We start from the raw sequence: 22,671 nt of genomic DNA on the forward strand, positions 1-22,671 counted from the left end.
ACCACATGGACCAAGTCATTGCAATAATTCCCGCCCGTTACGCCGCTACCCGCTTCCCGGCGAAGCTGATGCAAATGCTGGGGGACAAACCCGTTATCTGCCATACTTACGACACCGTCGTTGCCAGCGGTCTTTTCCGGGATGTATGGGTGGCTACCGATAGCCAGATCATTTTTGATGAAATTACCCGTCGCGGCGGGAGGGCGGTTATGAGCACCCGTACACATGAAAGCGGGACCGATCGTATAGCCGAAGCGGCCGCGGCCATGGACGTAGATGTGATCGTGAATGTGCAGGGTGATGAACCGTTCATCCAAAAAGAGCCGCTTAAAAAACTGATTGAACTTTTTAATGATGACCGGGTTGAGGTAGGATCACTGATGCGTCGTTTTGATCATCCCGCTGAAGCCCAGAATCCGAACGCTGTTAAAGTGGTAACCAATCAAAGAGGCAAGGCCCTGTACTTCAGCAGAAGCCTGATCCCGTACCGCCGCGATGAAGAGGTTATCGTTCATTATTATCTGCATGTGGGTGTTTACGCGTTTCGGAAAAACGCGCTCATGGCGTTTACAACCTGGCCTCCTTCCGAACTGGAAAAGGCTGAAAAACTGGAACAGTTGAGGTTCCTGGAAAACGGCGTGGATATTTATCTGGCGGAAACTGATTACAGGAATATCGCCATCGATACACCCGAAGACCTGGAAAAGGCGATGGCTGGTTTACACAAATAATTAAAAGCCCGAATAGATGAATTCAACCCCCCGAAAATATCTGAAGTATTTACTGTTGCCAAATATTCTGGAATTGTTCGGAACGAAGAGAACAAAAGAAATCCTTTCTGTCAACCCAACCGTTGCCCCCGTCAGAGAAGAGGCCTCCCGTGTAGTGATCAATGCATATTGCTACGACAAAGAATCCATGACGGAATACCGGGAGATATCGGTAGACGAAGCGCTGGCCTTGCGAAACAACAAAAAGATCGTCTGGATCAATGTCGATGGGCTGCGAAAGGCCGATGTAGACGCATTTGGGGAACGCTTCGGTATTCACCCGTTATTGAGAGAGGATATTCTGAGCCTGGGGCAGCGTCCGAAGATGGATGAGATCGATGAAATTCTTTTTTGTGTGCTGAATATGTTGTATTACAATCCGCAACAGCGATCAGTTGATCAGGAGCAAATCAGCCTTGTGCTTGGTAAAGACTTTGTGATCACTTTTCAGGACGATCCGGACCGCGATGTGTTTGATGCGCTTCGGAGCCGTTTGAAATTGCCCGTTAGCCGGACCCGCACTAAAGAATCGGATTATCTTTTTTATACCCTGCTGGATACGATTGTTGACCATTATTTCCTGGTGATGGAAGAATTGGGTGATCAGATTGAAGAAATCGAGGAAGAAATCGTGCGTCGGACGACAAAGAGAACCCTTGCCAGAATCAATGCGTTGCGGAAAGAACAGATCGTACTGAAACGAAGTATTTATCCCGTCAGGGAGCTGGTTGGTAACCTGGTAAAGAGCGAGAGCGATCTGCTGACTGAATTTAATGAGCGGTTTTACAAAGATGTATATGACCACATCGTGCAGGCCATTGACCTGGTTGATAACTACCGTGACATGATTATGAGTATGCAGGACCTGTACATCAGCAACGTCAATCTCAAAATGAACGAAGTGATGAAAGTTATGGCGATAGTAACCTGCGTGCTGGCGCCGGCTACCGTTATCGGCGGCATCTTCGGCATGAACTTCCAGGTAATCCCGTTATCTGGTCATCATTGGGGCTTCTGGATCGCCGTAGGAATGATGCTGCTGATTCCGGTCTGGATGCTGCTGGTCTTCAAAAGAAGAGGCTGGTTTTAAATCTCATTCAGACTTTCCTTCACTGCCTGGATTGTTTCATCAAGGTCTTCATAACGCAGGGCATTGTTCAGGAACCAGCTTTCAAATCCCGAAGGCGGCAAATAAATACCGCGTTTCAGCAGGGCCTGAAAGAATCGTTTAAATAATTCCATATCAGAACCGGCAGCTTCAGTAAAGTTGGTTACAGGGTGACTGTTGAAGAAAAGGCTCATCATGCTCCCGAAATGATTCAACTGAAACGGCCGTCCCCAGGCGTTTAGCGCTGATTCAATACCGTCTTTCAAATATTGGGTTTTAGCTTCCAGTTCCTTTAATAGACTGGGATTGTTTTTCAATGCCTGCAAAAGAGTATAACCTGCCGTCATGGCAATGGGGTTACCGCTCAATGTACCTGCCTGATATACTTTTCCGATGGGTGCTACCTGCTCCATGATTTCTTTTCTTCCACCAAATGCCCCAACAGGAAGGCCTCCGCCAATGACTTTGCCATAAGTGATAAGATCCGCATCAATACCCAGTCTCTCCTGGGCCCCGCCCAGTGCCAGCCGGAAGCCAGTCATCACCTCATCAAAAATCAATACGATACCTTCTTCGTTGCAGATCTGACGCAAGCCTTGCAGGAAGCCTTCACCCGGCAATACGCATCCCATATTTCCCGCAATCGGTTCCACAATAATCGCAGCTATGTCACCTTTGTGTTGTTCGGTCAATCGCCTTACCGCATCCAGATCATTGTAGGGGCAGGTCAGGGTATCATTGGCCGCACCCGCCGTAACACCCGGAACTGTCTGTATATTGAAAGTAGCAACGCCACTCCCGGCGCTTACCAGGAAAGCGTCGGCGTGACCATGATAGCAACCTTCAAATTTGATGAACTTGTTCCGTCCGGTATAACCACGGGCCAGGCGCAGTGCGCTCATGCAGGCTTCGGTGCCACTGTTCACCATTCGTATCAGGTCTACATTCCGTGTCATCGATTTGATCAGCTCCGCCATCTCGATTTCCAGTTCAGTGGGGGCGCCATAAGAGGTGGACAGGGTCACCTGTTCTTTAATGGCTTCCACGACCGGTCCGTAGGCGTGCCCAAGGATCATCGGCCCCCAGGATGCGATGTAATCGATATACCGCTGCCCATCAGCATCGAAGAGATAGGCGTCGGTTGCTTTTGTAATGAATATAGGGGTGCCACCAACGCTTTTAAATGCCCGTACCGGTGAATTCACACCCCCGGGAATACTTTGCTGCGCCCTGGCAAATAATGCTTTGCTTGATTCGTATGTGTACATAATGGTTAGATTCCGGTCAACTGAATTTTTTACTATTCGTGCTTATCAATGTATAAAGTTCATCAATACCAATTTTCAAACCTTTGGAAGTCAGACTGACAGGCGTGTTGAAGAGTTTCAGATTCAACTCCATCATTTGTTTCTCCAGCGGGTTCTTTTCCCGATCCAGGTAAAAAAGCGGATTCTTCATTTTCAGCAAAATGAAAGGCTGATTCATGATGTCTTTTCTGGATATCTCCACAATATCTTTCCAAAAAAATTTTCCCACCGAACTTCCCCCCGCGTTATCGGTGATACCCTCGTCATCCAGTACCAGACCGGGGAGATTGTTCCATAGTTTTTGCGCGATAAACAAAGCAACGCCGCTAAATAAAATGATAAAGATGTAACCGATGATTTTAATAACCGCGGGGTCATCCGAACGTATAAACCAAAAAGGTTTTATAATAAAAAGAATTCCGGCTATGATCAACACCAGTGCACCGATAAAATACAGCGCCAGTTTTGATTTATCAAAAGGGATTTTAACTACTTCCATCCTGCATACTTTTCTGCCTGTTCAAATCTGTCCACTGCCGGCCGGAAGCCATGAAGACCTTTCCGGCGTTGCGTGCTGGGTCCTGGTCATCAGACCGTCATCGAGAAAATCCTGGTTTCCGGCTGGTTGCGGATCATCCTCAGGTCAAAGGCCATCGCGATATTCCGTACAAAACTGCGCCCTTTTTCTGTCACCTGCAAATGGTTTTGACTGATCTCAATCAGCCCATCTAGTTTCATTTCCTCCAGGCGCTCCATGATTGCAGGCATCTCAGGCAGTCTCGCTTCTTCTTCCTGCCAGGAAGTTTCCAGCAGGCACATGATGTTCAGGATATGCCGGCGGACAATCAGATCCTCCCGGTTTAAGAGGTGCCCGCGGAAAACGGGCAGGATTCCTTTGTTCACCTGTTCCGTGTAACCATCAACAGATTTGTCATTCTGTGCGAACGCATACCAGCTATCGCTGATGGCAGACATGCCGAGGCCGATCATCAGTTGGGTTGACGATGATGAGTATCCCATGAAATTCCGGTGGATCGTTTTGTCGAGCATCGATTGGTAAAGCTTGTCGGTAGGAAGTGAAAAATGATCCATACCTATTTCGATATAACCCAACTCCTCGAGGAGCCTTCTGCCTTTTTCATACAACTCCCGTTTCAATTCGGGCGATGGCAGATCATTTTCATCAAATCCGCGCTGGCCCACTCCTTTGATCCAGGGGACATGGGCATAGGAATAAAAGGCGATCCGGTCGGGTTTCAGCGACTTGGTTTTTTCAATGGTCGCGGACATTGAGGCCCAGCTTTGGTGCGGAAGGCCAAAAATCAGATCGTGGCTGACGCTTTCGTAACCTATCTCCCTGGCTTTGTCCGTAACATGCTGCACATTTTCAAAGGGTTGAACGCGGTGAATGGTTCGCTGAACTTTTTCGTCATAATCCTGCACCCCGAAGCTGCATCGCCTGAACCCCAGGTCATATAGGGTTTTCAGATGTGCGGGTGTTGTATTGTTAGGGTGCCCTTCGAAACTGAATCCCGGGTGCCCATCAATATCTGCCGACTCGAAAATATTTTCCAGTAAATATTTCAGGTTTTCAGGGCTGAAAAAAGTTGGGGTGCCGCCACCCAAATGAAGTTCCTTTATCTTCGGTCTCTTTCCCAGGATCTGCCGGTATAATTTCCATTCTTTCAAAACGGTTTCGATATAGGGCTCCTCTACAGAATGTCGTTTTGTAATGTGTTTGTGACAGGCGCAAAATGTGCAAAGACTCTCACAAAAAGGCAGGTGGATATAGATGCTGATGCCCTGGCTGTCATTGCTCTCTTCAAAACTACGGGTCAGGGATTCCTTCCAGTTGCTGGCCGAGAAAGTTGTTTCATCCCAGTACGGGACAGTGGGATAGCTCGTGTACCTCGGACCGGGGATATTATATTTATTTATCAGATTCATATAGTATGAATAAAAATACTTTCGCGCTGCTGTCTCTTACCCATGGATAAGTCGCGCGGCATCTTTAGCAAAGTAAGTCGCGATCAGATCGGCACCCGCGCGTTTAATAGAGGTCAGGCTCTCGATGATCGCTTTGTCTTCGTCGAGCCAGCCATTTGCCGCTGCTGCCTTGATCATGGCGTATTCGCCGCTTACGTGATATGCTGAAACGGGTACTGTCACCGCATTTTTTACTTCCCGGATAATATCCAAGTAGGCCATGGCGGGTTTTACCATCACGATGTCGGCGCCCTCTTCCACGTCCTGAAGAACCTCATCGATCGCTTCGATCCGGTTGGCAAAATTCATCTGGTAGGTCTTCTTGTCTCCAAATCCCGGTGCGCTGTCCAAAGCATCCCTGAACGGTCCGTAAAAGCAGCTCGCATATTTGGCCGAGTAACTCAGGATGCCAACCTCACTATACCCATTTTCTTCCAGCGCTTGCCGGAATGCACCGATCCGCCCGTCCATCATATCGCTAGGGGCAATGAAATCAGCACCTGCTGCGGCGTGGGAAAGACTCATTCGCGTCAGGGCTTCTACGGTCTCGTCATTCAGGATGGTTCCCTTTTCCGGGTTTACAATACCATCGTGTCCATACTCCGAATAGGGATCCAGAGCGACATCCGTCATCACCACCATTTCAGGTAAGGCATCTTTGATCGCGCCGACAGATCTTTGCATCAGACCGTTGGGGTTCCAGCTTTCTTTGCCCGTGTTATCTTTCAGGGAGTCCTCAGCTTTTACAAAAAGTAAAATGCTTTTTATACCCATTGCCCACAACTCCTTTACGTCATCGATGGTCCGGTCCAGCGATCGCCGGTAATAATTTTTCATCGAAGGAATTTCCTCCACTACGCCTGTGCCCTCCGTGATAAACAGGGGAGCTATAAAATCGTTTGCGGTTAATACCGTTTCCGCCACCATGGCCCTAATTGCGGCCGTGCGACGTGTGATGCGGTTCCTGCGTTGTAAATACATAATTTAAATGTAGTGTTACCCAATATATATAAATCTAAAATTAACTATTTTGATATTGGTGACCATGGATAAACTCTTTCACCGTATCCACGAAAGCCCTGGCGTGGTCCACCGGAATATTCGGAAGGATGCCGTGCCCCAGGTTGGCGATATGCCGGGTGCTGCCAAACGCCTCAAGCATTTCCTTTACATCTTTTTTGATCTGTGGAATGGGCGACATCAGTTTTGCAGGATCAAGATTTCCCTGCAGCGTGACGTAATTCCCGGCTAGTTGACGTGCCATGGTCGGTTCTATACACCAGTCGATACCCAGCCCTTGTGCACCAGTGTCAGCCATTTCAGGCAACGAGTTCCAGGCTCCTTTTGCAAAGATGATCACGGGTATTTCCTCTTTCAGGGCTGCAACAATTTGCCGAATGTACCGCAGTGATAAGTTCTCAAAATCCTTTTTCCCCAATAAACCTCCCCAACTGTCGAAAATTTGTAAAATATCTGCACCTGCCGCCGCCTGTCCTCTGAGGTAGGCGATGGTGGTGTCTGTGATCATCTGTAATAAGCGATGTGCCAGTTCAGGTTGCTGGTAACAAAATGCTTTGGCTTCATCGAAAGTTTTGCTGCCCTTTCCCTGCACCATATAGCAAAGGAGTGTCCAGGGCGCCCCCGCAAAGCCGATTAAGGGTACACGACCATTCAGTTCCTGCTTCACGAGCCGGATCGCTTCAAATACATAACCCAGGCCTTCTTGCACATCGGGAATATGCAGACGCTGCAGGTCCTTCTCGATTTTGATGGGTTCGGGGAGAAATGGGCCCATCTTCTCTATTAATTGTACTTCCAGCCCCATAGCCTGGGGAACGACCAGGATATCTGAAAACAATATTGCTGCGTCCACCCCGATGATGTCTACCGGTTGCAGTGTGATCTCGCTGGCGAGATCAGGATTCTGGCAGCGCTCGAAAAAAGAATATTTCTCCCGCAGCTTGATGTATTCCGGCAGGTAGCGGCCAGCCTGCCGCATCATCCACACGGGAGTACGTTCGGTTTCCTCGCCCAACAGGGTCCGAATGATCAAATCATTTTTTATATGCTTATCTCTTTTCATCATAATTTCCTTGCTGCAAAAAACTTTCCTTAACGACTTTTAGTATTCCCTGTTGTGTTGTTTCGGCTGAGACCCGTACATCATCGCAGTGCTTCCTCAGCGCGTCCGCGGTGGTCTCGCCAATGGCGAATACGGTTGTATCCGAACTCAGCCGGTTGAGCTGAAAAAAACTCTCTACCGCGCTGGGGCTGAAGAAAAGTATACCCTGGTATGCCGAATCAATTTTTACCGGGGTAAGTGTGGTTTCATACACGACCAGCTCCTGCACCGCGATGCCAGCATTTGAAAGCGTTTGAGGAATGGTATCCAGCCTCCTGCTGCCGCAAAAGAAGAGGACTTCACTCACTTCTTTTCTTTGCAGGATTTTATCGGCTAAAATATCACCATACGGTGCAGATCCCAAAATTTTTGAACCGGGGAAAAACTGTTGCACAGCTTTTTTAGTGCTGCCTGATATACAGAATATGCCCCAGGCTGGCGGGTTTGCAAGACTTTGCGCGACGGCTTTGACTGCATTTGCACTGGTAAAAATGACGTCTTTCAATAGAATGCCTAACCCGTTTATTTGCTGTTGCAAATCCACATCTGCAATATATTTTGTTTCAATGAAAGGGACACACTCAATGGAGATATTATCGGATGCGGCTTGTTCAATGATATCCGTATCCAATATTTTTGTGCTCAGTATTTTTATTTGATTATACATTGCTCATTGCCTGCAGGATTTCTTCTCCGCCATTTGCACGAATTATGGCCGCAGCAACGCTGCCTGCCTCCATATATTGATCCATAGAAAATATTTTCTCTACGTCGGCTCTCTTAGTCCCGTCCGGTGAAACGATGTTCCCTTTGAAGACAATATAGCCATTTTTTACTACAGCCAACGCGCTGATTGGCGTGGAGCAACCACCCATCAATGCACTTAGAAAATCGCGCTCTACCCTTACAGCAATCGCTGTGTCAGGATCTTTTAGCCTTTCACAGGCCTTCAATACCTGGTCGTTGTTTTCCGCTGCCGTTACCATGATGGCGCCCTGAGCCGGCGCCGGCAGCATCCAGTCCAGGTCAACACTGTTCAACGGTCGGAGGCCGATCCGTTCCAGACCGGCAGCAGCAAAAATGGCGCCCAGCCATTGGCTTTCTGCCAGTTTATTCAGGCGCGTGTTGATATTGCCCCTTAGGTTTTCGAAAACAGTGCCCGGATACCGGTTCAACCACTGTGCTTTGCGGCGAATGCTGGAGGTGGCAATAACGGCCTGCCTGTTTTGCAACAAACCACTCTCTACCTGGGAGAAATACGCTTCAATGTCCACCCCTTCCCTGAATACTAAAATATCTTTATGTGATGCCCTGGGTGACACGGCTGCCTGTACGATACCTTTTGGCAATTGTACGGGTACATCTTTCATACTATGGACAGCAACATCAATCCGGTTATTCAGCAGGGCTGTGTCAAGACTCCGCGTAAATATGCCCTCTACGCCTATTGCGTACAATGGAGTTTCTACATCCAGGTCCCCTTCACTCTTAATGGTGACCAGCTCTGCGCTGTGGCCGTTTTGCTCCAGCAACTTCTTTACTCTGTTGGCTTGCCACAGGGCTAACTGGCTATCTCTGGTTCCTATTCTGATTGGCTTTGTCATATCTGTCAGTGACGCTGATTTTGGTGGGTTTAGAAGGATTAAAAATTTGGTGGTTGTGCGATATTATGCTTTGCTTACGAATCCTGGTCCCGGGTAATATCGCGAAAGGAAAAAGTCCGGTTTCAGGCACTGAGATAATCATTGATCAGGTTTATGAACTGGCATCCTCTGTCTTTCCCACTTTTGAGATTCAGAGCCAGCCGCTTGACAGCCTTCCGCGCCCTGTCCACTCTTTCTGTATCATCGATCAGTTCGTGATTCTCGTAAAATTCACAGGCACCTGCGGATGCATCAATGGCTGTAAGTTTATTTTTCCATTCCTTGAGATGTAAAACGTAATGGTAATCCTTCAGCCAAGCCAGGAAATCCTCTTTGTATTGTTCAATGATGGCCAGTGCCTCAGGGACCTCTGCCTGTCGCTTAGTTAGCGTGGTATCCAGTATTTGTTTTGAGATCTCATCCACATCGATCACTTCCACCCCTTTCAGATTTTTCACCTCGGGGTGAACATTTGCGGGCACAGAAAGATCGAGTATAAGTTTGTCGCCAACGCCTTCAAAGAATGCCGGCAGGATCGTAGGTGTCGTTGCATTTGTGCAAACGATAATCACTTCGTTTTCCCTGATCTGATTTTCCAGGTTGGCGTACAGGTCAGATTCAATGCTTGTTTCTTCGGCAAGTAGCCTGGCTTTCTCATCTGTCCGGTTGACCACCGTCAGCCGGGCGCCGGGCAAATAAATGTTCAGGTTTTTACAAACATTCACGCTGAACTTCCCTGCCCCAATCACCAATACCTTTGCATTGGACAGCCTGGGGCGCTCATTAAGCAGTTCTATTGCTGCAAAAGAAACAGAGACCGTTCCATTGCTTAAATCAGTTTCTGTCTTTACCTTTTTCGAGGCCTGGTAAACGAAATTCAGGATCCTGTCCATAACCGGACCTATCAAACCCAGTTTTCTGGAGTGATCGACCGACCTCCGGATCTGCCCCAGAATCTCATAATCACCCAGGATCTGTGAATCCAGTCCGGCAGCAACGCTGAACAGGTGATCCAGCGCATAGTCTCCGTTCCTGAAATAACCAAATTCATATAAGTCGTTGCTGCTCCCATTCGTATGTTCTACTAACAAGTCGGCCAGTTCCATGGGCGACTCCACGATACCATAGATCTCTGTGCGATTACAGGTGGACACAACAAAGACGCTTCGTATATTTTGTTGTTTGGCGCTTTCTGCAAGATCAATAAAACTCTCCTGGGTTACGGAAAACAGGCCCCTTGTAGCGGTGTCGGCTTTGCTATAATTGATCCCTACAACGGTGAAATGGTCTAATACCCGTTTTGAAATATGATACTCGTCTAAAGGCATTGTTTTGCTGAGGGACAAAAATAGGCCTGTTACTCAATATTTTAGTCATATTTATGTCATGAACCGGTCAAAAAAGCCGACCAGTTGAAAACAATTGTTATAATTTCCCCTGCGTTTAGCCTCGAGCGCTATCTGTCAACTCGCCAAAAAAAGGTCAGCATTGCGGTAGTGGGGCTGCTAACCGGGGAACGCATTTATTTTAAAATACAACCTTCCGTTAATTCAAAAATTTTCGGACTTTAGGGAAAATTCATAGCTATGCAGCGCATTATATCCATAAAACAAGTCGACTCGCCACTGGGTGTACTGATTGCCTGTGCCGGTGACGATGGCATTTACCTGGTTGAGTTTGATGAGGGGCGGGCTTTGGAACCGGAGCTTGAGAAATTGGAAAGGGAACTCAATGCCAGGATTCAGCCTGGAGATAATGAACATCTGGCTAAACTTGCGGAAGAGTTAAAGGGTTATTTTGCCGGTAGCTTAAAAGAGTTTTCCGTCCCGCTGGTGCTGACGGGCACCAGTTTTCAGCAATCGGTCTGGGCAAAACTCCAGGAGATACCCTATGGAAAGACACGGACCTACCTTCAGCAGGCCAATGCACTCGGTAACCCGGCAGCCATTAGAGCGGTGGCGCACGCCAACGGACAGAACAAGATCGCTATCCTGGTGCCCTGCCACCGTGTGATTGGCTCAGACGGGCAGCTCACAGGTTATGCCGGCGGACTGTGGCGAAAGCGATTTCTCCTGGATCTCGAAAAGGAGACCGGACGGCCATTGTCCTTGTTTGACGGAATGCAGGTGTAAGCAGAACCAGCAGGATCGAGTGCGGCACTCCTGATTGTCCGGACTCAATTTTTAATCGTTTTCAGGCAAAATTCAAGTTCGTTTCCCATTACATTTAATGTCAGGCGATTGCCATTTTTTAATGAATTACCGCCTATTCCTTTAGCTGGTTTCTTTTTTTCGTATCATTGCCTGAATGAATACAACGGGAATCGTATTAATGAACCTGGGGTCCCCGGATTCAACAAAGGTTAACGATGTCAGGCGTTATCTGAACGAGTTTTTGATGGACGAGCGGGTAATTGATAAACCATACCTGGCCAGGCTGTTGCTGGTGAGGGGTATCATTGTTCCTTTCAGGGCCCCACGTTCCGCCGAAGCTTACCGTAGTATTTGGTGGGATGAGGGTTCACCGCTGATCGTGCTTACTGAACAATTGAAAGAAGCCGTACAGCAGCGGACAGATATGCCCGTGGAAATTTCAATGCGCTATGGCAACCCCACACCTGACGAAGCTTACAGGCGGCTAATGAAAAAACAACCCGATCTGAAGGAAGTGATCCTCTTACCGCTGTATCCGCACTACGCGATGAGCAGCTACGAAACTGCTGTTGAGCATATGAAAACGGCGTACGCTAAGAACAAATACTCTTTCGAACTGAAAGTTGTCCCGCCGTTTTATAATCATCCCTCTTATATTGACGCGCTGGCAGCAAGTATCAAACCCTTTCTGGATGAGGAGTTTGACCAGTTGCTCTTCAGTTATCATGGGATTCCGGAACGCCACGTTCTGAAAGCCGATCCCACCGGGTATCACTGCATGCAGGTCGAAAATTGCTGCTATAAAAGCAGCCCTTCGCACAAGACTTGCTATCGGCACCAGGTGACCATGACGAGTGAATTGGTCGCAAAAAAGTTGGGCCTACGCAAAGATCAATGGCAGCAGAGCTACCAGAGTCGTCTGGGCAAAAGAGATCCCTGGCTTACCCCCAGCACGCAATTACGTCTTCCGGAATTACCAAAAGAAGGCGTGAAAAAGCTGCTGATCGTCTGCCCCGCATTTATCAGTGATTGCCTGGAAACGCTGGAAGAGATCAACCAGGAGGGGAAAGAGTTGTTTATGCACGCCGGCGGTGAAAAGTATACGTACATTCCGTGCCTGAATACAAATGAGCCTTGGTTGGATACGGTCCTGCAACTAATTAAGGAGAGCCAGACGGCCAACGAGGCGGTACAAGCAGGATGATCGATCACGGAAATACGGGAGCGAAAAAACTAACTTAAGGAGCAGCGATGACTTATCTATACCTAAAAGCAATCCACATCATATTTGTGGTGACCTGGTTCGCGGGACTATTCTATATGCCCCGCCTGCTGATATATAATGTGGAAGCAAATGAAAAACCTGCTGAAGTGCGGGATGTGCTCCATCATCAGTTTGCCATCATGATGAAACGGTTATGGTATGGGATCACCTGGCCTTCCGCCATTATTACCCTGATCATGGGAGTTTGGTTGCTGTTAAATCTCAAATGGTATTTTCTCCCGTTTCAAAAAGGAGGCCTTTGGTTATTGTTGAAACTTATCCTGGTTGTTTTCCTCTACCTGTATCATTATTCACTTCAGGTCGTCATGAAACAACAACTGGCAGGCAGGTTCAAATACACCGGGGATCAGCTGAGGATGTGGAATGAGGTTGCGACCATTTTTCTGATTACTATTGTCATCCTGGTTGTTGTAAAACAAGCCATGAGTCTGCTTTGGGGAACTGTTGGCACAGTATTGCTGGTCGTTTTGCTTCTGATGGCTATCAGGGTCTACAAGCGGATCCGGACGAAGAAAAAGTAGGGAATTGCGGGGGATTATCGAACCCTGTAGACGAATTCATTACGCTGAAACTGCCTGGCTATCTCCTTTAGGTCGTACGCGATACTTGCATCCACCAGTTTATCACCCACTTCAAGTACAAAACCTCCGATCAGGTCAGGATTCACTTCTGCCTCCAGATCGATATTGGTGAATCCGGCATCCTGCCGGATATGAGTCGTAATATTATCCTTTACTTCCTGGCTTACGGGGACGGCAGTGGTGAGTTTTACCGTGTGGATATCCTTGTATTTTTTATATTGGTCAATAAAACTCGGAATGACCTCCGGCAGAATAGACTCCCTGTTTTTGGTGATCAGAAGCTCCTGAAACTGCCTGGTTAGTACATTGAGACTGCCTGAAGTTATCTGGTCCAGGATTTTCTTCTTTGCATCTGCATGAATAATGGGGCTGCGCAGGAGGTTTACAAATTCCCTGCTTCCTTTGCAGATGGTCTGCAGCCAGATCATATCTTTATATACCTCTTCAAGCGTGCCTTTTTCAATGGAAAGATCCAGTAAGGCTTTGGCATATCTGGAGGCTAAGCGAGGATTAGGCATTCAATATATGTATTAATATTTTTTCGATGTTTGGTTAATTTTTGTCAGTAGCGGACAACGATCTCTTAGATGGATTGTGAATCGCTTAGCTGAATTTGATGCTGTTGATCAGGCTGTTGATATGCTCCTCCTGGCGGGCTTGTGTTGACAGCTCCTGTTTCAGCAGCTTTTCACTAACTTCTATCACCAGCTTTCCTACTTCGTTTTTAACCTCGGTCAAAGCTGCCATTTTTTGTGCATTAATAGCCAGTTGTGCATCACTAATGATCCTGGAGGCCTCAACTTTTGCCTGGTCTTTAGCTTCATTGATAAGTTTTTCCCTGGTATCACGGGCTTCTTTGAGCAACTGCGCTCTCTCTTCCCGGGCCTTTGCCAGCAATGCTTCATTCTCATTCTGGAGTTGCGCCATTTCAGCTCTTACCTTTTCGGCACTTGCAATGGCACCGGCAATATTGTGCTCCCTTTCATTCAGCATTTTAATGATAGGGGTCCAGGCAAATTTCTTCAGGACGATCAACAGGACTAAAAAGATAATCAGTGCCCAGATAAAATATCCCAATGCGGGTTGAAGTAGTTCCATATTTCGGTTGTTTATACTTGTTGCCGGCGTGATCTGTGATCCGATTACTGCCGGCTGTAAAAATTATACAGGAAAAATTAAAATTACTGTATCCTCCGCCCTTTGCTTCGGATACAGTAGCTTTTTGTGGCAGATCCTATTTCAGCACCGCAAGGAGACCAGCGATTACCGCAAAAAGGGCAACCCCTTCGATCAGAGCGGCACTCAGGATCATGGCACCACGAATGTCATTAGCAGCTTCCGGCTGACGGGCAATACCTTCGGTAGCGCCCCTGCCGATCTGGCCGATACCGATACCAGCGCCAATGGCTGCGAGGCCTGCGCCTACTGCACCGCCAAAATGTGACCAGCTTGAAACCACTTCTGATTGTAATAAAACATTCAGTAAATCCATTTTTCTGTTATTATAATTGGTTAAAAAAAACTTTCTGTTGTGGCAGAACCTTTCTGCCGGTACTTTCAAATCAAATTAATGATGCGGCTCCTGCACGTCTGCCTCAAAATGATGATCTCCAATTGCCCCGCCAATAAAGATAGCCGTCAGGCTGGTGAAAATGTAAGCCTGGATGAATGCCACCAAAATCTCAATCAGATAAATGAAAACGGAGAAGATCACAGAAACCGGCGCAAAACCAACTCCGGCAACTTTCGACATATTGGTGAAAATAAATATTAGACTGATAAAACTAAGAACAATGATATGCCCCGCCGTCATATTCGCAAACAAACGGACAATCAGTGCGAAAGGTTTTGTAAATACGCCCATCAACTCTACCGGGAGCATCAGGATCTTAACCGGAATGGGAACTCCGGGGAACCAAAAAATATGTTTCCAGTAATGACTGTTTGTACTGAACAGGATAACAAAAAAGGAGATGATGCCCAGCATCGCGGTAAAGGCTATATTTCCGGTCACATTCGCTGCGCCCGGGAGCATGCCAAATAGATTGTTGATCAGTATAAAGAAAAAGAGTGTCAGCAGGTAAGGGAAATACTTGTGATACTTAGGACCCAGGTTTGGTCTTGCAATGTCATCCCTGATAAAGGTAATCACCGGTTCAATGGCATTCTGCCATCCTTTAGGTGCGGTTGTCACACCCTGACCATTACCGTATTTTTTGGCCAGTGATGTCAGCAGCCAGACAAGGACCAGGCAGGCCACAATCAGTTGTGTCACATTTTTGGACATGGAAAAGTCGTATACCTTTACCGATTCATCCGGAGCGCCTGCTTCATTTACACCTACGATCTTACTGTGTTCATCCTCCTTAAATCCATTGTAAACTGCCGTACCATGGTGAAACTTGGATGACATAAATACGTGAAATCCACGCTGGGGTGAATACAATATAACAGGGAGCGGCAGGGAGACGTTGAGAACCTCGCCATTGCTCTTCTTGAATTCAAAGAAATGAAACTCGTGGGCATCTGCGATATGGTGCAGGATGGTTTGTCCCGGGTTGAAAGCTTCCGTGGGAGCTTCGTTCGCAAGCGCAAATTGTGCCTGCAAAGCAAAAAACAGACCTAAAATACTGGTAACGATGTATTTAGAACAAGTATAGCCCATTTCTCCGAAATTTCCGGCAAAGATAAGGCGGCAACAGCGAATTTAGACATTTCTGGGCGTGGATTTGGGTCAAAAACAGGGGAAATTTTTGGAGGATGTTATCAGGTGGATTCAGATCGTTCAGCAGCCATTCGAACGCATTCCGTTTTTCCCCGACCATTCGTTGCAAGTGGGGGCGTTCCCAACCAATCACACCGACCTGAGTCTTTCCTGCTGGTTTTCAAACTGCATTTTATGGAGCCGGGCATAATAGCCTCCCCGTTCCAGCAATTCTTCGTGGCTGCCACTTTCTACCAGCTGCCCTTTGTCCAGCACCAGGATCTTATCGGCTTTGCGGATGGTGCTGAGCCGGTGGGCAATGACGATGGAGGTCCGGCCCCTTACCAGGGTATCGGTCGCTTTTTGGATCAGTATCTCGCTTTCCGTGTCGATAGATGAAGTGGCTTCATCCAGTACCAGGACAGAAGGATCATACAATAGAGCTCGGATGAACGACAGCAATTGTCGCTGCCCCAGAGAAAGTGTGGCACCACGTTCCCTTACATTGTAGTCGTAACCGCCCGGTAATTGCATGATAAAATCATGCATATCGATCATTTTTGCAGCCGATTCTACCTGTTCACGGCTGATGTTGGGGTTCCGAAGCGTGATATTTTCCAGAATAGATCCCGAAAACAGGAAAACATCCTGAAGGACCAGGCCAATATTTCTTCGCAGGTAAGCCGGGGAAAGTGATTGAATATCTTCACCATCGATCGAAATGATGCCCTGCTGAACGGGATAAAACCGGTTGAGCAGACTGATGATCGTCGTTTTACCGCTTCCGGTATGCCCTACAATAGCCACCGTTTCCCCACTTTTTATCTGAAAACTGATATCTTTCAGGACCCACTGTGGTTCCTGGTAGGCAAAGGATACGTTTTCGAAACGGATTTCCCCCTTCATTTTCTCACGTGGCGACTGCTGAGTATCAGGAGGGAATTTTTCCACATCCGGGTTATCGATTACGGTAAAAACCCGATCACTGGCGATGATACCCATCTGCACCGTGTTAAATTTATCTGCAAGCATCCGCAGCGGCCTGAAGAGCAGATTCAGACAAAGAATAAATGAAACGATGATCCCTTGCTGGCCCTGATGCAGGTTTAGCGCTTCCCTTGCGGTAAACCAGATCACCAGCCCGGTAGAAAGCGCCAAAATGATTTCAATGACCGGGAAGAACACTGAATAAGCAAAAATCGACTGAATATTGGCGTTTCGGTGTTGTTTGTTGATTGCTTTAAACTTGCTGAACTCACGCTGTTCGGCATTAAAAGCCTGCACCACGTTCATTCCGCTCAGGTGTTCCTGAACAAAGGCGTTGAGTGCTGCTATCGCATTTCTTACTTTGAAAAAGGATTTGTTGATGGCCTCTTTGAAGTAGTAAGTGGCGAAGATCATGATGGGGAAAGGAAGCAGGGAAATAAAGGTCAGCTTCCAATCGATCCAGAACATATATGTCAAAACGCAGACGATAGACAAGAGGTCAGCGATTATCGGGATCAGCCCGTCAGAAAAAATTTCATTAATTGATTCAATATCGTTGATCGTCCGGGTAGTCAATGTGCCGATAGGAGTGCGGTCAAACTGACGCAAATTCAGACTCAGGATCTTTCGGTAGGTAGCAACCCGTATATCTTTTACCACAGCTTGCCCCAGCCAGGCTGTTGTAAATGAGAAAACAAAGCGCAAAAAAGTCTCAACCAGAATGATCCCTACCTGGATCAGGGTTATGTAAACGACCATGCGCGGGAGCGATGCAGCGATATATTTGTCTACCGTAAGTTGTATGAGCATCGGTCTCACCGGCGTTATCACTGCCAGCAAAATGGCCAGGATGACCGAAAGAATAAATTTTTTCTTATACGGAGTCGCGTATTGAAATACGCGTCGCAATTTTGATATATCGAACAGAATTTTTCCGCGACCGGCCATAAACCTGCAAGTTAATCAATAAGATTTTGATGCAAAACTTCAATTAGGTGCATATACCGATGCTTTAACTACTTGCTAGCCCCTGAATTCAACGGTGAGCGCTGTTCATTGGTCCGACTTCCTGGCCTGAAGAAATTCCGGGAAAATGACGGTTAATTCTGTTTTTAACAACATCTTTGGTTAGATTTGTTAAAGATGTCGGAAGAAGATTTGCCATATTATATCAAGATACAACCAGATAGCCCCCCTCCCTTTGTTTCCCTGTACGCAGCGACCTAAAAGAACGGGCTACCGTACCTGGCTGACGGGAACAGCGCTAAAGTGGGACAGCTTCCTGTTGTATTTTTAAACCTGTAAGAATGAAAATGAGCCTGCTTGCAATTTGCATGCTAATTGTTTATAATGTGTTCGGACAGTCTGGCTCAGGATCCCGGAACCTGACCTTGTGGTATCAGCAACCGGCGAAAGCCTGGGAGGAAGCACTGCCATTAGGGAATGTAAAAACCGGCGCGATGGTTTTCGGCGGTGTTGCGACAGAGCGATTCCAACTGAATGACAATACCCTTTGGTCGGGGTACCCCATCCCCGGAAATACACCGGGCGGTCCGGCTATCCTTGAGAGGGTTAGAAAACTAATATTCGAGGGCCTCTATGATAGTGCGGCAGTTGTCTGGAAGGGCATGCATGGCCCATATTCGGCCCGCTACCTGCCAATGGCCGATCTCTGGTTGAAACTGAAGGTGACGGACACCGTTGCCAGCAATTATTACAGGGATCTGGACATCAGCCGGGCTATCAGCACCGTTACCTACATACTAAATGGCGTGAGTTACAAGCGGGAAACCTTTATCAGCTACCCCGACCGGGTGATGGTGGTACGCATCACGACCAATAAAAAAAACGCGATCCATGCATCTCTGTCCCTGACCAGCAAATTAAAATTCGTGACTTCAGGAGCTGGAAAAAACATGCTGGTGCTGAAAGGCAAGGCCCCAAAATTTGTAGCTAACCGCGCTTATGAACCGCAGCAAATTGTCTATGACGACTGGAAGGGGGAGGGAACAAATTTCGAAGTGCAGCTTAAAGCTGTGGCATCAGGCGGAACTGTGAACATAAAGAACAATACGTTGGAAATTTCCGGCGCCAATGAAGTTACGCTGTATCTTACGAATGCCACAAGTTTCAATGGATTCAACCGTTCGCCCGGGTTCGATGGTAAGGACCCTCATGCAGAGGCCAGCCGCAACATGCAGGCAGTTTCGGTAAAAACGTATCAGCAACTCAGAGATAATCATATTCGCGATTATCAGCAACTGTTTAATCGGGTACATTTTCAAATTGCGTCCGATTCCAAAAATCAATTTCTGCCAACCGATACCCGCCTGCGCGCTTTTGCAAAAAGTCCGGATGACTTTGGTCTGCAGACCCTTTACTATCAGTTTGGCCGTTACCTGATGATCGCCGCTTCCCGGCCGGGTTCCAGGCCTACCAACCTTCAGGGGATATGGAATGATCATGTGCAACCACCCTGGGGAAGTAACTACACCACCAACATCAATACAGAAATGAATTACTGGCCGGCCGAGAATACCAATCTGTCGGAATGCCATCAGCCGCTTTTTGATTTCATGAGAGAATTGGCTGTTAACGGAGCAGTCACAGCAAAAGTGAATTATGGCATCGAAGGCGGTTGGACGGCTCATCATAATTCAGATATCTGGGCAAAAACATCACCACCCGGTGGCAAAGGCTGGAACGATCCGTCGGCCCAGCCCCGCTGGTCCTGCTGGCCGATGGCGAGTGGTTGGTTCAGCACGCATTTGTGGGAACATTATCTCTATACAGGGAATTTTTCTTTTTTGAAGGATACAGCCTATCCGCTGATGCGGGGGGCTGCCAACTTCTTGTTGCAATGGCTGGTAAAAAATCCTGTTTCGGGTTACCTGGTTACTAATCCTTCGACTTCGCCGGAGAATACCATCAAAATTGACGGGAAAGAATATCAGCTTACGATGGCCAGCACCATGGATATGTCTATTATCCGGGAATTGTTTACCGCGGTGATCAAGGCCGGCAAGGTTCTTGGGACGGATGCGGCTTTTGTCCGTTCGCTAGAGAATGCGAAAGAAAAACTGTATCCCTATCATATTGGACAGCATGGTCAGTTGCAGGAGTGGTTTAAAGACTGGGATGATCCGAAGGACAAGCACCGGCATCTGTCGCATTTGTTCGGGTTATACCCCGGTAGTCAGATTACCCTGAGTGAGACCCCCGACCTGGCTGCGGCAGCAAAAAAATCGCTTTTCTTCAGAGGCGACGTCAGCACAGGCTGGTCCATGGCCTGGAAAGTAAACTGGTGGGCACGTTTGCGTGACGGTGATCATGCCTACAAAATACTTAGCGACGCCTTTACGTATATCGATCCGCGGGAGCAAAGGGCAACCATGGGCGGAGGAGGAACGTATCCCAATTTATTCGATGCGCATCCGCCTTTTCAGATCGATGGTAATTTTGGTGCTACGGCAGGCATTACGGAAATGCTGATGCAAAGCCATGAAGGCTATATCTTCCTGTTGCCGGCATTGCCCACTGTATGGACGCAGGGCGCCATCAAAGGGATAAAGGCCCGCGGGAATTTCACCATTGATCTGGAATGGGAGAAAAATAAATTAAAGAAAGCGAGTATATATTCCGTCCTTGGCGGCCCATGTCGAATTCACACCCTGCAACCGGTGAAGGTTGTGGAAACAGGTTCGATGGTTTCAAAAGGGGAAGCCTTGAATCGTTTATTGACGCATTACGGTCAGGTCAAATTTCAGAATAACAACAAAGAAAGCCTGCCGGAGATCTCGCGGGTGAAGGGTTACACGCTGAATTTCAATACAAAGAAAGATAAAACTTATACCATCATTCCATTATAATCAGTTATGTTATACAGAGTGTTTTTGTCGTTTGTCCTGTTGGGAATATTTATGAAGTCTTATGCGCAGGAACTGTCCTGGCAGCAGGTCGCGCCAGGTGTTTGGAAAGGAGTGGCCGGAGCGCCGGAGTCTTACAACCTGCTAAGCGCTTCAGGTGCACAGCCAAACCGTGATGCCCTGGAAAAGATGGGACAGGCAACCTTTCCGCTGGACCGTGCGGATATCGTTGGTTCGATTCAGGGAGGGAAAACAGCCCTGCGTTTCCCTTTGATTAAAGGAGAACAACTTTTTGGATTGGGATTGAATTTTCAAACGGTACATCAGCGGGGTAAAATTCTGCAATTGCACATGGACCACTACGGTGGAAAGGATAACGGCCGGACCCACGCGCCGGTTCCTTTTTATGTATCCACCTCGGGCTATGGTGTGTTTATTAATTCAGCCAGGTATATCACTGTTTATGCGGGTACTGCCGTCCGGAAAGACAGTAAGCACCCGCCGGTTGAAAAGGACCGGAATACAGATAAGACCTGGAGCTCCCGGCCTTATTCCGACGCCGTGGAGATCCTGGTACCGGCAGCAGGCGTCGAAGTGTACGTGTTTGCAGGCCCGACGGCCCTGAATGCAGTTCGGAGATTTAACCTGTTTAATGGCGGTGGCGTCCTCCCGCCCCGGTGGGGACTGGGATTCACCCAGCGTGTAAGGTCATTGTTTACTTCCGACCAGGTGAAAGCGGAAGCTGATTCATTCAGGTTGAAGGGTTATCCCCTGGATTATATCGGCCTGGAACCCGGATGGCAAAGTCGCGCCTACCCGGGAACTTTCGAATGGGATAAATCACGCTACCCGCAACCTGCACAATTTGTAAAGGAAATGCTCGACAAAAACATCCGCTTAAATTTATGGATCAATCCCTATGTGTCAAAATCGGCTTCTTTCTATCATCAAATCAAACCATATACTGGTTCACATACCGTGTGGGTGGGTGAAGTTCCGGATTTCAATTTGCCAGAAGCAAGAAATATTTTCTTCGGGCAATTGAAAAAGGATCAGGTGGACCCTGGCGTAAGCGGGTACAAGATTGATGAGGTGGATGGCTATGATTATTACCTGTGGCCGGATATGGCAACTTTTCCATCCGGTTTGGACGGGGAGCAAATGCGGCAAACCTATGCGGTGCTGGCCATGCGTTATAGTCTGGATATGTTCAGGCAACACAATCGCAGGACCTATGGTTTAGTCAGGGGATCCAATGCTGGCGCCAGTGCCTTCCCTTATGTGTTGTATAACGATTATTATAATCATGAAGATTTTATAACGGCGCTGATTAACAGCGGTTATATTGGCGTATTATGGACTCCGGAAGTCAGGGCGTCAAAGTCTGCTGAGGAATGGCTGCGCCGCTTTCAAACGGTGATCTTTTCGCCGATGGCCATGATCAATGCCTGGTCCAGTGGCACCAAACCCGGGTCGTATCCCGAAGTGGCCGATCAGGTGAAGGAATTGTCGCTGCTCCGAATGAGAATGATGCCCTATTGGTATTCCGAATTTGCCAAATATCATTTTGAGGGAACACCCGTTTTTCGCGGAATGAGTTTGGAAAGCGGTTACGAGATGAACGTCAGCGGCACAATTAAAAATAATCTCGAAGACAACCCGTACCTGGAAGCGACTACCAAAGAAGCGAAAGACCAGTACATGGCGGGTGAGTACCTCCTTGTGGCGCCGGTTTTTGCGGGACAAACAACCCGTAAAGTCATCCTTCCTAAAGGCAAATGGTATGATTTTTATACAGGCGCATATGCTGGAAGCGGTGAGATCATTACGGTAACACCGGGCCTGGATAAGATTCCGGTTTATGTCAAAGATGGTGGTATCATTCCCATGATGCCTGCTGTGTTACATGCACCAAAGGCCGGTGAGAAAGTGGATCTGGAAATCAGGGTTTATGGTGATAAACCAGGAACTTATAGGCTGTATGATGATGATGGCGAGACGTTGAATTATGAAAAAGGTCAGTTCGACTGGCGGGCCATCAAAGTGGAAAAAGACAGAAAAGGAAATTTGAAAGGCAGCATCGAGGCGCCACATAAAAAGGAACTGAATTCTTATGGTAAGATCTCCTGGAAATTTATGAGTGCACAAAAATAATTGGT

At 47.6% G+C, this 22,671-nt stretch carries 20 protein-coding genes; 7 read left to right on the forward strand and 13 right to left on the reverse strand.

The window, feature by feature from the left end:
• The first annotated feature begins 5 nt into the window (after positions 1-5).
• Both kdsB and corA read left to right on the forward strand, forming a co-directional pair.
• The gene (gene kdsB / locus AC3WS5_RS03330; RefSeq protein ID WP_492465791.1) at positions 6-731 is read left to right on the forward strand and encodes a 3-deoxy-manno-octulosonate cytidylyltransferase; all 726 of its coding nucleotides are present in this window, start codon (positions 6-8) and stop codon (positions 729-731) included.
• A gap of 16 nt (positions 732-747) precedes the next feature.
• Positions 748-1,860 (forward strand): magnesium/cobalt transporter CorA, encoded by a 1,113-nt coding sequence (corA, locus tag AC3WS5_RS03335; RefSeq protein WP_492465792.1) that lies wholly within the window; start codon positions 748-750, stop codon positions 1,858-1,860.
• On the opposite strand, the gene hemL is transcribed toward corA, so the two are convergent.
• From hemL to hemA, 8 genes are all read right to left on the reverse strand, one after another.
• A complete protein-coding gene (hemL, locus tag AC3WS5_RS03340; protein WP_492465794.1) occupies positions 1,857-3,146 on the reverse strand; it encodes a glutamate-1-semialdehyde 2,1-aminomutase in 1,290 nt (429 codons plus the stop codon). The two genes, corA and hemL, sit on opposite strands and share 4 nt — an antisense overlap.
• Positions 3,147-3,162: 16 nt before the next feature.
• Complete coding sequence (locus AC3WS5_RS03345) at positions 3,163-3,684, reverse strand: STM3941 family protein (RefSeq protein ID WP_492465795.1); 522 nt, start codon at positions 3,682-3,684, stop codon at positions 3,163-3,165.
• Between the two features lie 89 nt (positions 3,685-3,773).
• A complete protein-coding gene (gene hemN / locus AC3WS5_RS03350) occupies positions 3,774-5,132 on the reverse strand; it encodes an oxygen-independent coproporphyrinogen III oxidase (RefSeq protein ID WP_492465796.1) in 1,359 nt (452 codons plus the stop codon).
• A 36-nt stretch (positions 5,133-5,168) separates the two neighbouring features.
• Entirely contained in the window at positions 5,169-6,152 is a 984-nt protein-coding gene (gene hemB / locus AC3WS5_RS03355) for a porphobilinogen synthase (protein ID WP_492465797.1), read from the reverse strand.
• A 40-nt stretch (positions 6,153-6,192) separates the two neighbouring features.
• The gene (hemE, locus tag AC3WS5_RS03360; RefSeq protein WP_492465798.1) at positions 6,193-7,257 is read right to left on the reverse strand and encodes a uroporphyrinogen decarboxylase; all 1,065 of its coding nucleotides are present in this window, start codon (positions 7,255-7,257) and stop codon (positions 6,193-6,195) included.
• Complete coding sequence (locus AC3WS5_RS03365) at positions 7,241-7,924, reverse strand: uroporphyrinogen-III synthase (RefSeq protein WP_492465799.1); 684 nt, start codon at positions 7,922-7,924, stop codon at positions 7,241-7,243. Before AC3WS5_RS03365 ends, hemE begins: the two co-directional genes overlap by 17 nt.
• A 28-nt stretch (positions 7,925-7,952) precedes the next feature.
• Entirely contained in the window at positions 7,953-8,897 is a 945-nt protein-coding gene (hemC, locus tag AC3WS5_RS03370) for a hydroxymethylbilane synthase (protein WP_492465800.1), read from the reverse strand.
• Positions 8,898-9,019: 122 nt separating this feature from the next.
• Positions 9,020-10,264, reverse strand: a complete 1,245-nt coding sequence (gene hemA, locus AC3WS5_RS03375) for a glutamyl-tRNA reductase (protein WP_492465801.1) — start codon at positions 10,262-10,264, stop codon at positions 9,020-9,022.
• Between the two features lie 258 nt (positions 10,265-10,522).
• Between hemA and AC3WS5_RS03380 the strand changes: the two genes are divergently transcribed.
• The 3 genes from AC3WS5_RS03380 (at position 10,523) to AC3WS5_RS03390 (ending at position 12,895) form a co-directional block, all read left to right on the forward strand.
• Positions 10,523-11,068, forward strand: coding sequence for a methylated-DNA--[protein]-cysteine S-methyltransferase (locus AC3WS5_RS03380; RefSeq protein WP_492465802.1), 546 nt, complete (start codon positions 10,523-10,525; stop codon positions 11,066-11,068).
• Between the two features lie 175 nt (positions 11,069-11,243).
• Complete coding sequence (gene hemH / locus AC3WS5_RS03385) at positions 11,244-12,293, forward strand: ferrochelatase (protein WP_492465803.1); 1,050 nt, start codon at positions 11,244-11,246, stop codon at positions 12,291-12,293.
• A gap of 47 nt (positions 12,294-12,340) precedes the next feature.
• Entirely contained in the window at positions 12,341-12,895 is a 555-nt protein-coding gene (locus tag AC3WS5_RS03390) for a CopD family protein (RefSeq protein ID WP_492465804.1), read from the forward strand.
• Positions 12,896-12,909: 14 nt separating this feature from the next.
• Here the strand turns inward: AC3WS5_RS03390 and atpH are convergent, their stop codons facing one another.
• The 5 genes from atpH to AC3WS5_RS03415 all read right to left on the reverse strand — a co-directional run bounded on the left by atpH (position 12,910) and on the right by AC3WS5_RS03415 (position 17,594).
• Complete coding sequence (gene atpH, locus AC3WS5_RS03395) at positions 12,910-13,473, reverse strand: ATP synthase F1 subunit delta (RefSeq protein ID WP_492465805.1); 564 nt, start codon at positions 13,471-13,473, stop codon at positions 12,910-12,912.
• Between the two features lie 85 nt (positions 13,474-13,558).
• A complete protein-coding gene (gene atpF, locus AC3WS5_RS03400; protein WP_492465807.1) occupies positions 13,559-14,053 on the reverse strand; it encodes a F0F1 ATP synthase subunit B in 495 nt (164 codons plus the stop codon).
• A 136-nt stretch (positions 14,054-14,189) separates the two neighbouring features.
• On the reverse strand, positions 14,190-14,447 hold the full coding sequence (atpE, locus tag AC3WS5_RS03405) for an ATP synthase F0 subunit C (RefSeq protein ID WP_492465808.1): 258 nt from the start codon (positions 14,445-14,447) through the stop codon (positions 14,190-14,192).
• A gap of 75 nt (positions 14,448-14,522) precedes the next feature.
• Positions 14,523-15,620, reverse strand: a complete 1,098-nt coding sequence (gene atpB / locus AC3WS5_RS03410) for a F0F1 ATP synthase subunit A (protein ID WP_492465809.1) — start codon at positions 15,618-15,620, stop codon at positions 14,523-14,525.
• Between the two features lie 189 nt (positions 15,621-15,809).
• A complete protein-coding gene (locus AC3WS5_RS03415; RefSeq protein ID WP_492465810.1) occupies positions 15,810-17,594 on the reverse strand; it encodes an ABC transporter ATP-binding protein in 1,785 nt (594 codons plus the stop codon).
• Positions 17,595-17,953: 359 nt separating this feature from the next.
• Here AC3WS5_RS03415 and AC3WS5_RS03420 point away from each other — a divergent pair, with 359 nt between their 5' ends.
• Complete coding sequence (locus tag AC3WS5_RS03420; protein WP_492465811.1) at positions 17,954-20,515, forward strand: glycoside hydrolase family 95 protein; 2,562 nt, start codon at positions 17,954-17,956, stop codon at positions 20,513-20,515.
• Between the two features lie 6 nt (positions 20,516-20,521).
• Positions 20,522-22,666: a glycoside hydrolase family 31 protein gene (locus AC3WS5_RS03425; protein WP_492465812.1), complete on the forward strand. Its 2,145-nt coding sequence runs from the start codon at positions 20,522-20,524 to the stop codon at positions 22,664-22,666.
• Positions 22,667-22,671: the final 5 nt, after the last annotated feature.

The organism is Niabella sp. CPT15-335-S11 (assembly GCF_058792415.1).

Excerpts from the sequence above, each read along its gene's own strand:
- hemH (WP_492465803.1), top strand. The coding sequence starts at position 11,244 with ATGAATACAACGGGAATCGTATTAATGAACCTGGGGTCCCCGGATTCA.
- AC3WS5_RS03415 (WP_492465810.1), bottom strand. The coding sequence starts at position 17,594 with ATGGCCGGTCGCGGAAAAATTCTGTTCGATATATCAAAATTGCGACGC.
- hemC (WP_492465800.1), bottom strand. The coding sequence starts at position 8,897 with ATGACAAAGCCAATCAGAATAGGAACCAGAGATAGCCAGTTAGCCCTG.
- AC3WS5_RS03380 (WP_492465802.1), top strand. The coding sequence starts at position 10,523 with ATGCAGCGCATTATATCCATAAAACAAGTCGACTCGCCACTGGGTGTA.
- AC3WS5_RS03425 (WP_492465812.1), top strand. The coding sequence starts at position 20,522 with ATGTTATACAGAGTGTTTTTGTCGTTTGTCCTGTTGGGAATATTTATG.
- AC3WS5_RS03345 (WP_492465795.1), bottom strand. The coding sequence starts at position 3,684 with ATGGAAGTAGTTAAAATCCCTTTTGATAAATCAAAACTGGCGCTGTAT.
- hemE (WP_492465798.1), bottom strand. The coding sequence starts at position 7,257 with ATGATGAAAAGAGATAAGCATATAAAAAATGATTTGATCATTCGGACC.
- atpE (WP_492465808.1), bottom strand. The coding sequence starts at position 14,447 with ATGGATTTACTGAATGTTTTATTACAATCAGAAGTGGTTTCAAGCTGG.
- hemN (WP_492465796.1), bottom strand. The coding sequence starts at position 5,132 with ATGAATCTGATAAATAAATATAATATCCCCGGTCCGAGGTACACGAGC.
- kdsB (WP_492465791.1), top strand. The coding sequence starts at position 6 with ATGGACCAAGTCATTGCAATAATTCCCGCCCGTTACGCCGCTACCCGC.
- atpB (WP_492465809.1), bottom strand. The coding sequence starts at position 15,620 with ATGGGCTATACTTGTTCTAAATACATCGTTACCAGTATTTTAGGTCTG.
- atpH (WP_492465805.1), bottom strand. The coding sequence starts at position 13,473 with ATGCCTAATCCTCGCTTAGCCTCCAGATATGCCAAAGCCTTACTGGAT.
- AC3WS5_RS03390 (WP_492465804.1), top strand. The coding sequence starts at position 12,341 with ATGACTTATCTATACCTAAAAGCAATCCACATCATATTTGTGGTGACC.
- hemL (WP_492465794.1), bottom strand. The coding sequence starts at position 3,146 with ATGTACACATACGAATCAAGCAAAGCATTATTTGCCAGGGCGCAGCAA.
- corA (WP_492465792.1), top strand. The coding sequence starts at position 748 with ATGAATTCAACCCCCCGAAAATATCTGAAGTATTTACTGTTGCCAAAT.
- atpF (WP_492465807.1), bottom strand. The coding sequence starts at position 14,053 with ATGGAACTACTTCAACCCGCATTGGGATATTTTATCTGGGCACTGATT.
- hemB (WP_492465797.1), bottom strand. The coding sequence starts at position 6,152 with ATGTATTTACAACGCAGGAACCGCATCACACGTCGCACGGCCGCAATT.
- AC3WS5_RS03420 (WP_492465811.1), top strand. The coding sequence starts at position 17,954 with ATGAAAATGAGCCTGCTTGCAATTTGCATGCTAATTGTTTATAATGTG.
- hemA (WP_492465801.1), bottom strand. The coding sequence starts at position 10,264 with ATGCCTTTAGACGAGTATCATATTTCAAAACGGGTATTAGACCATTTC.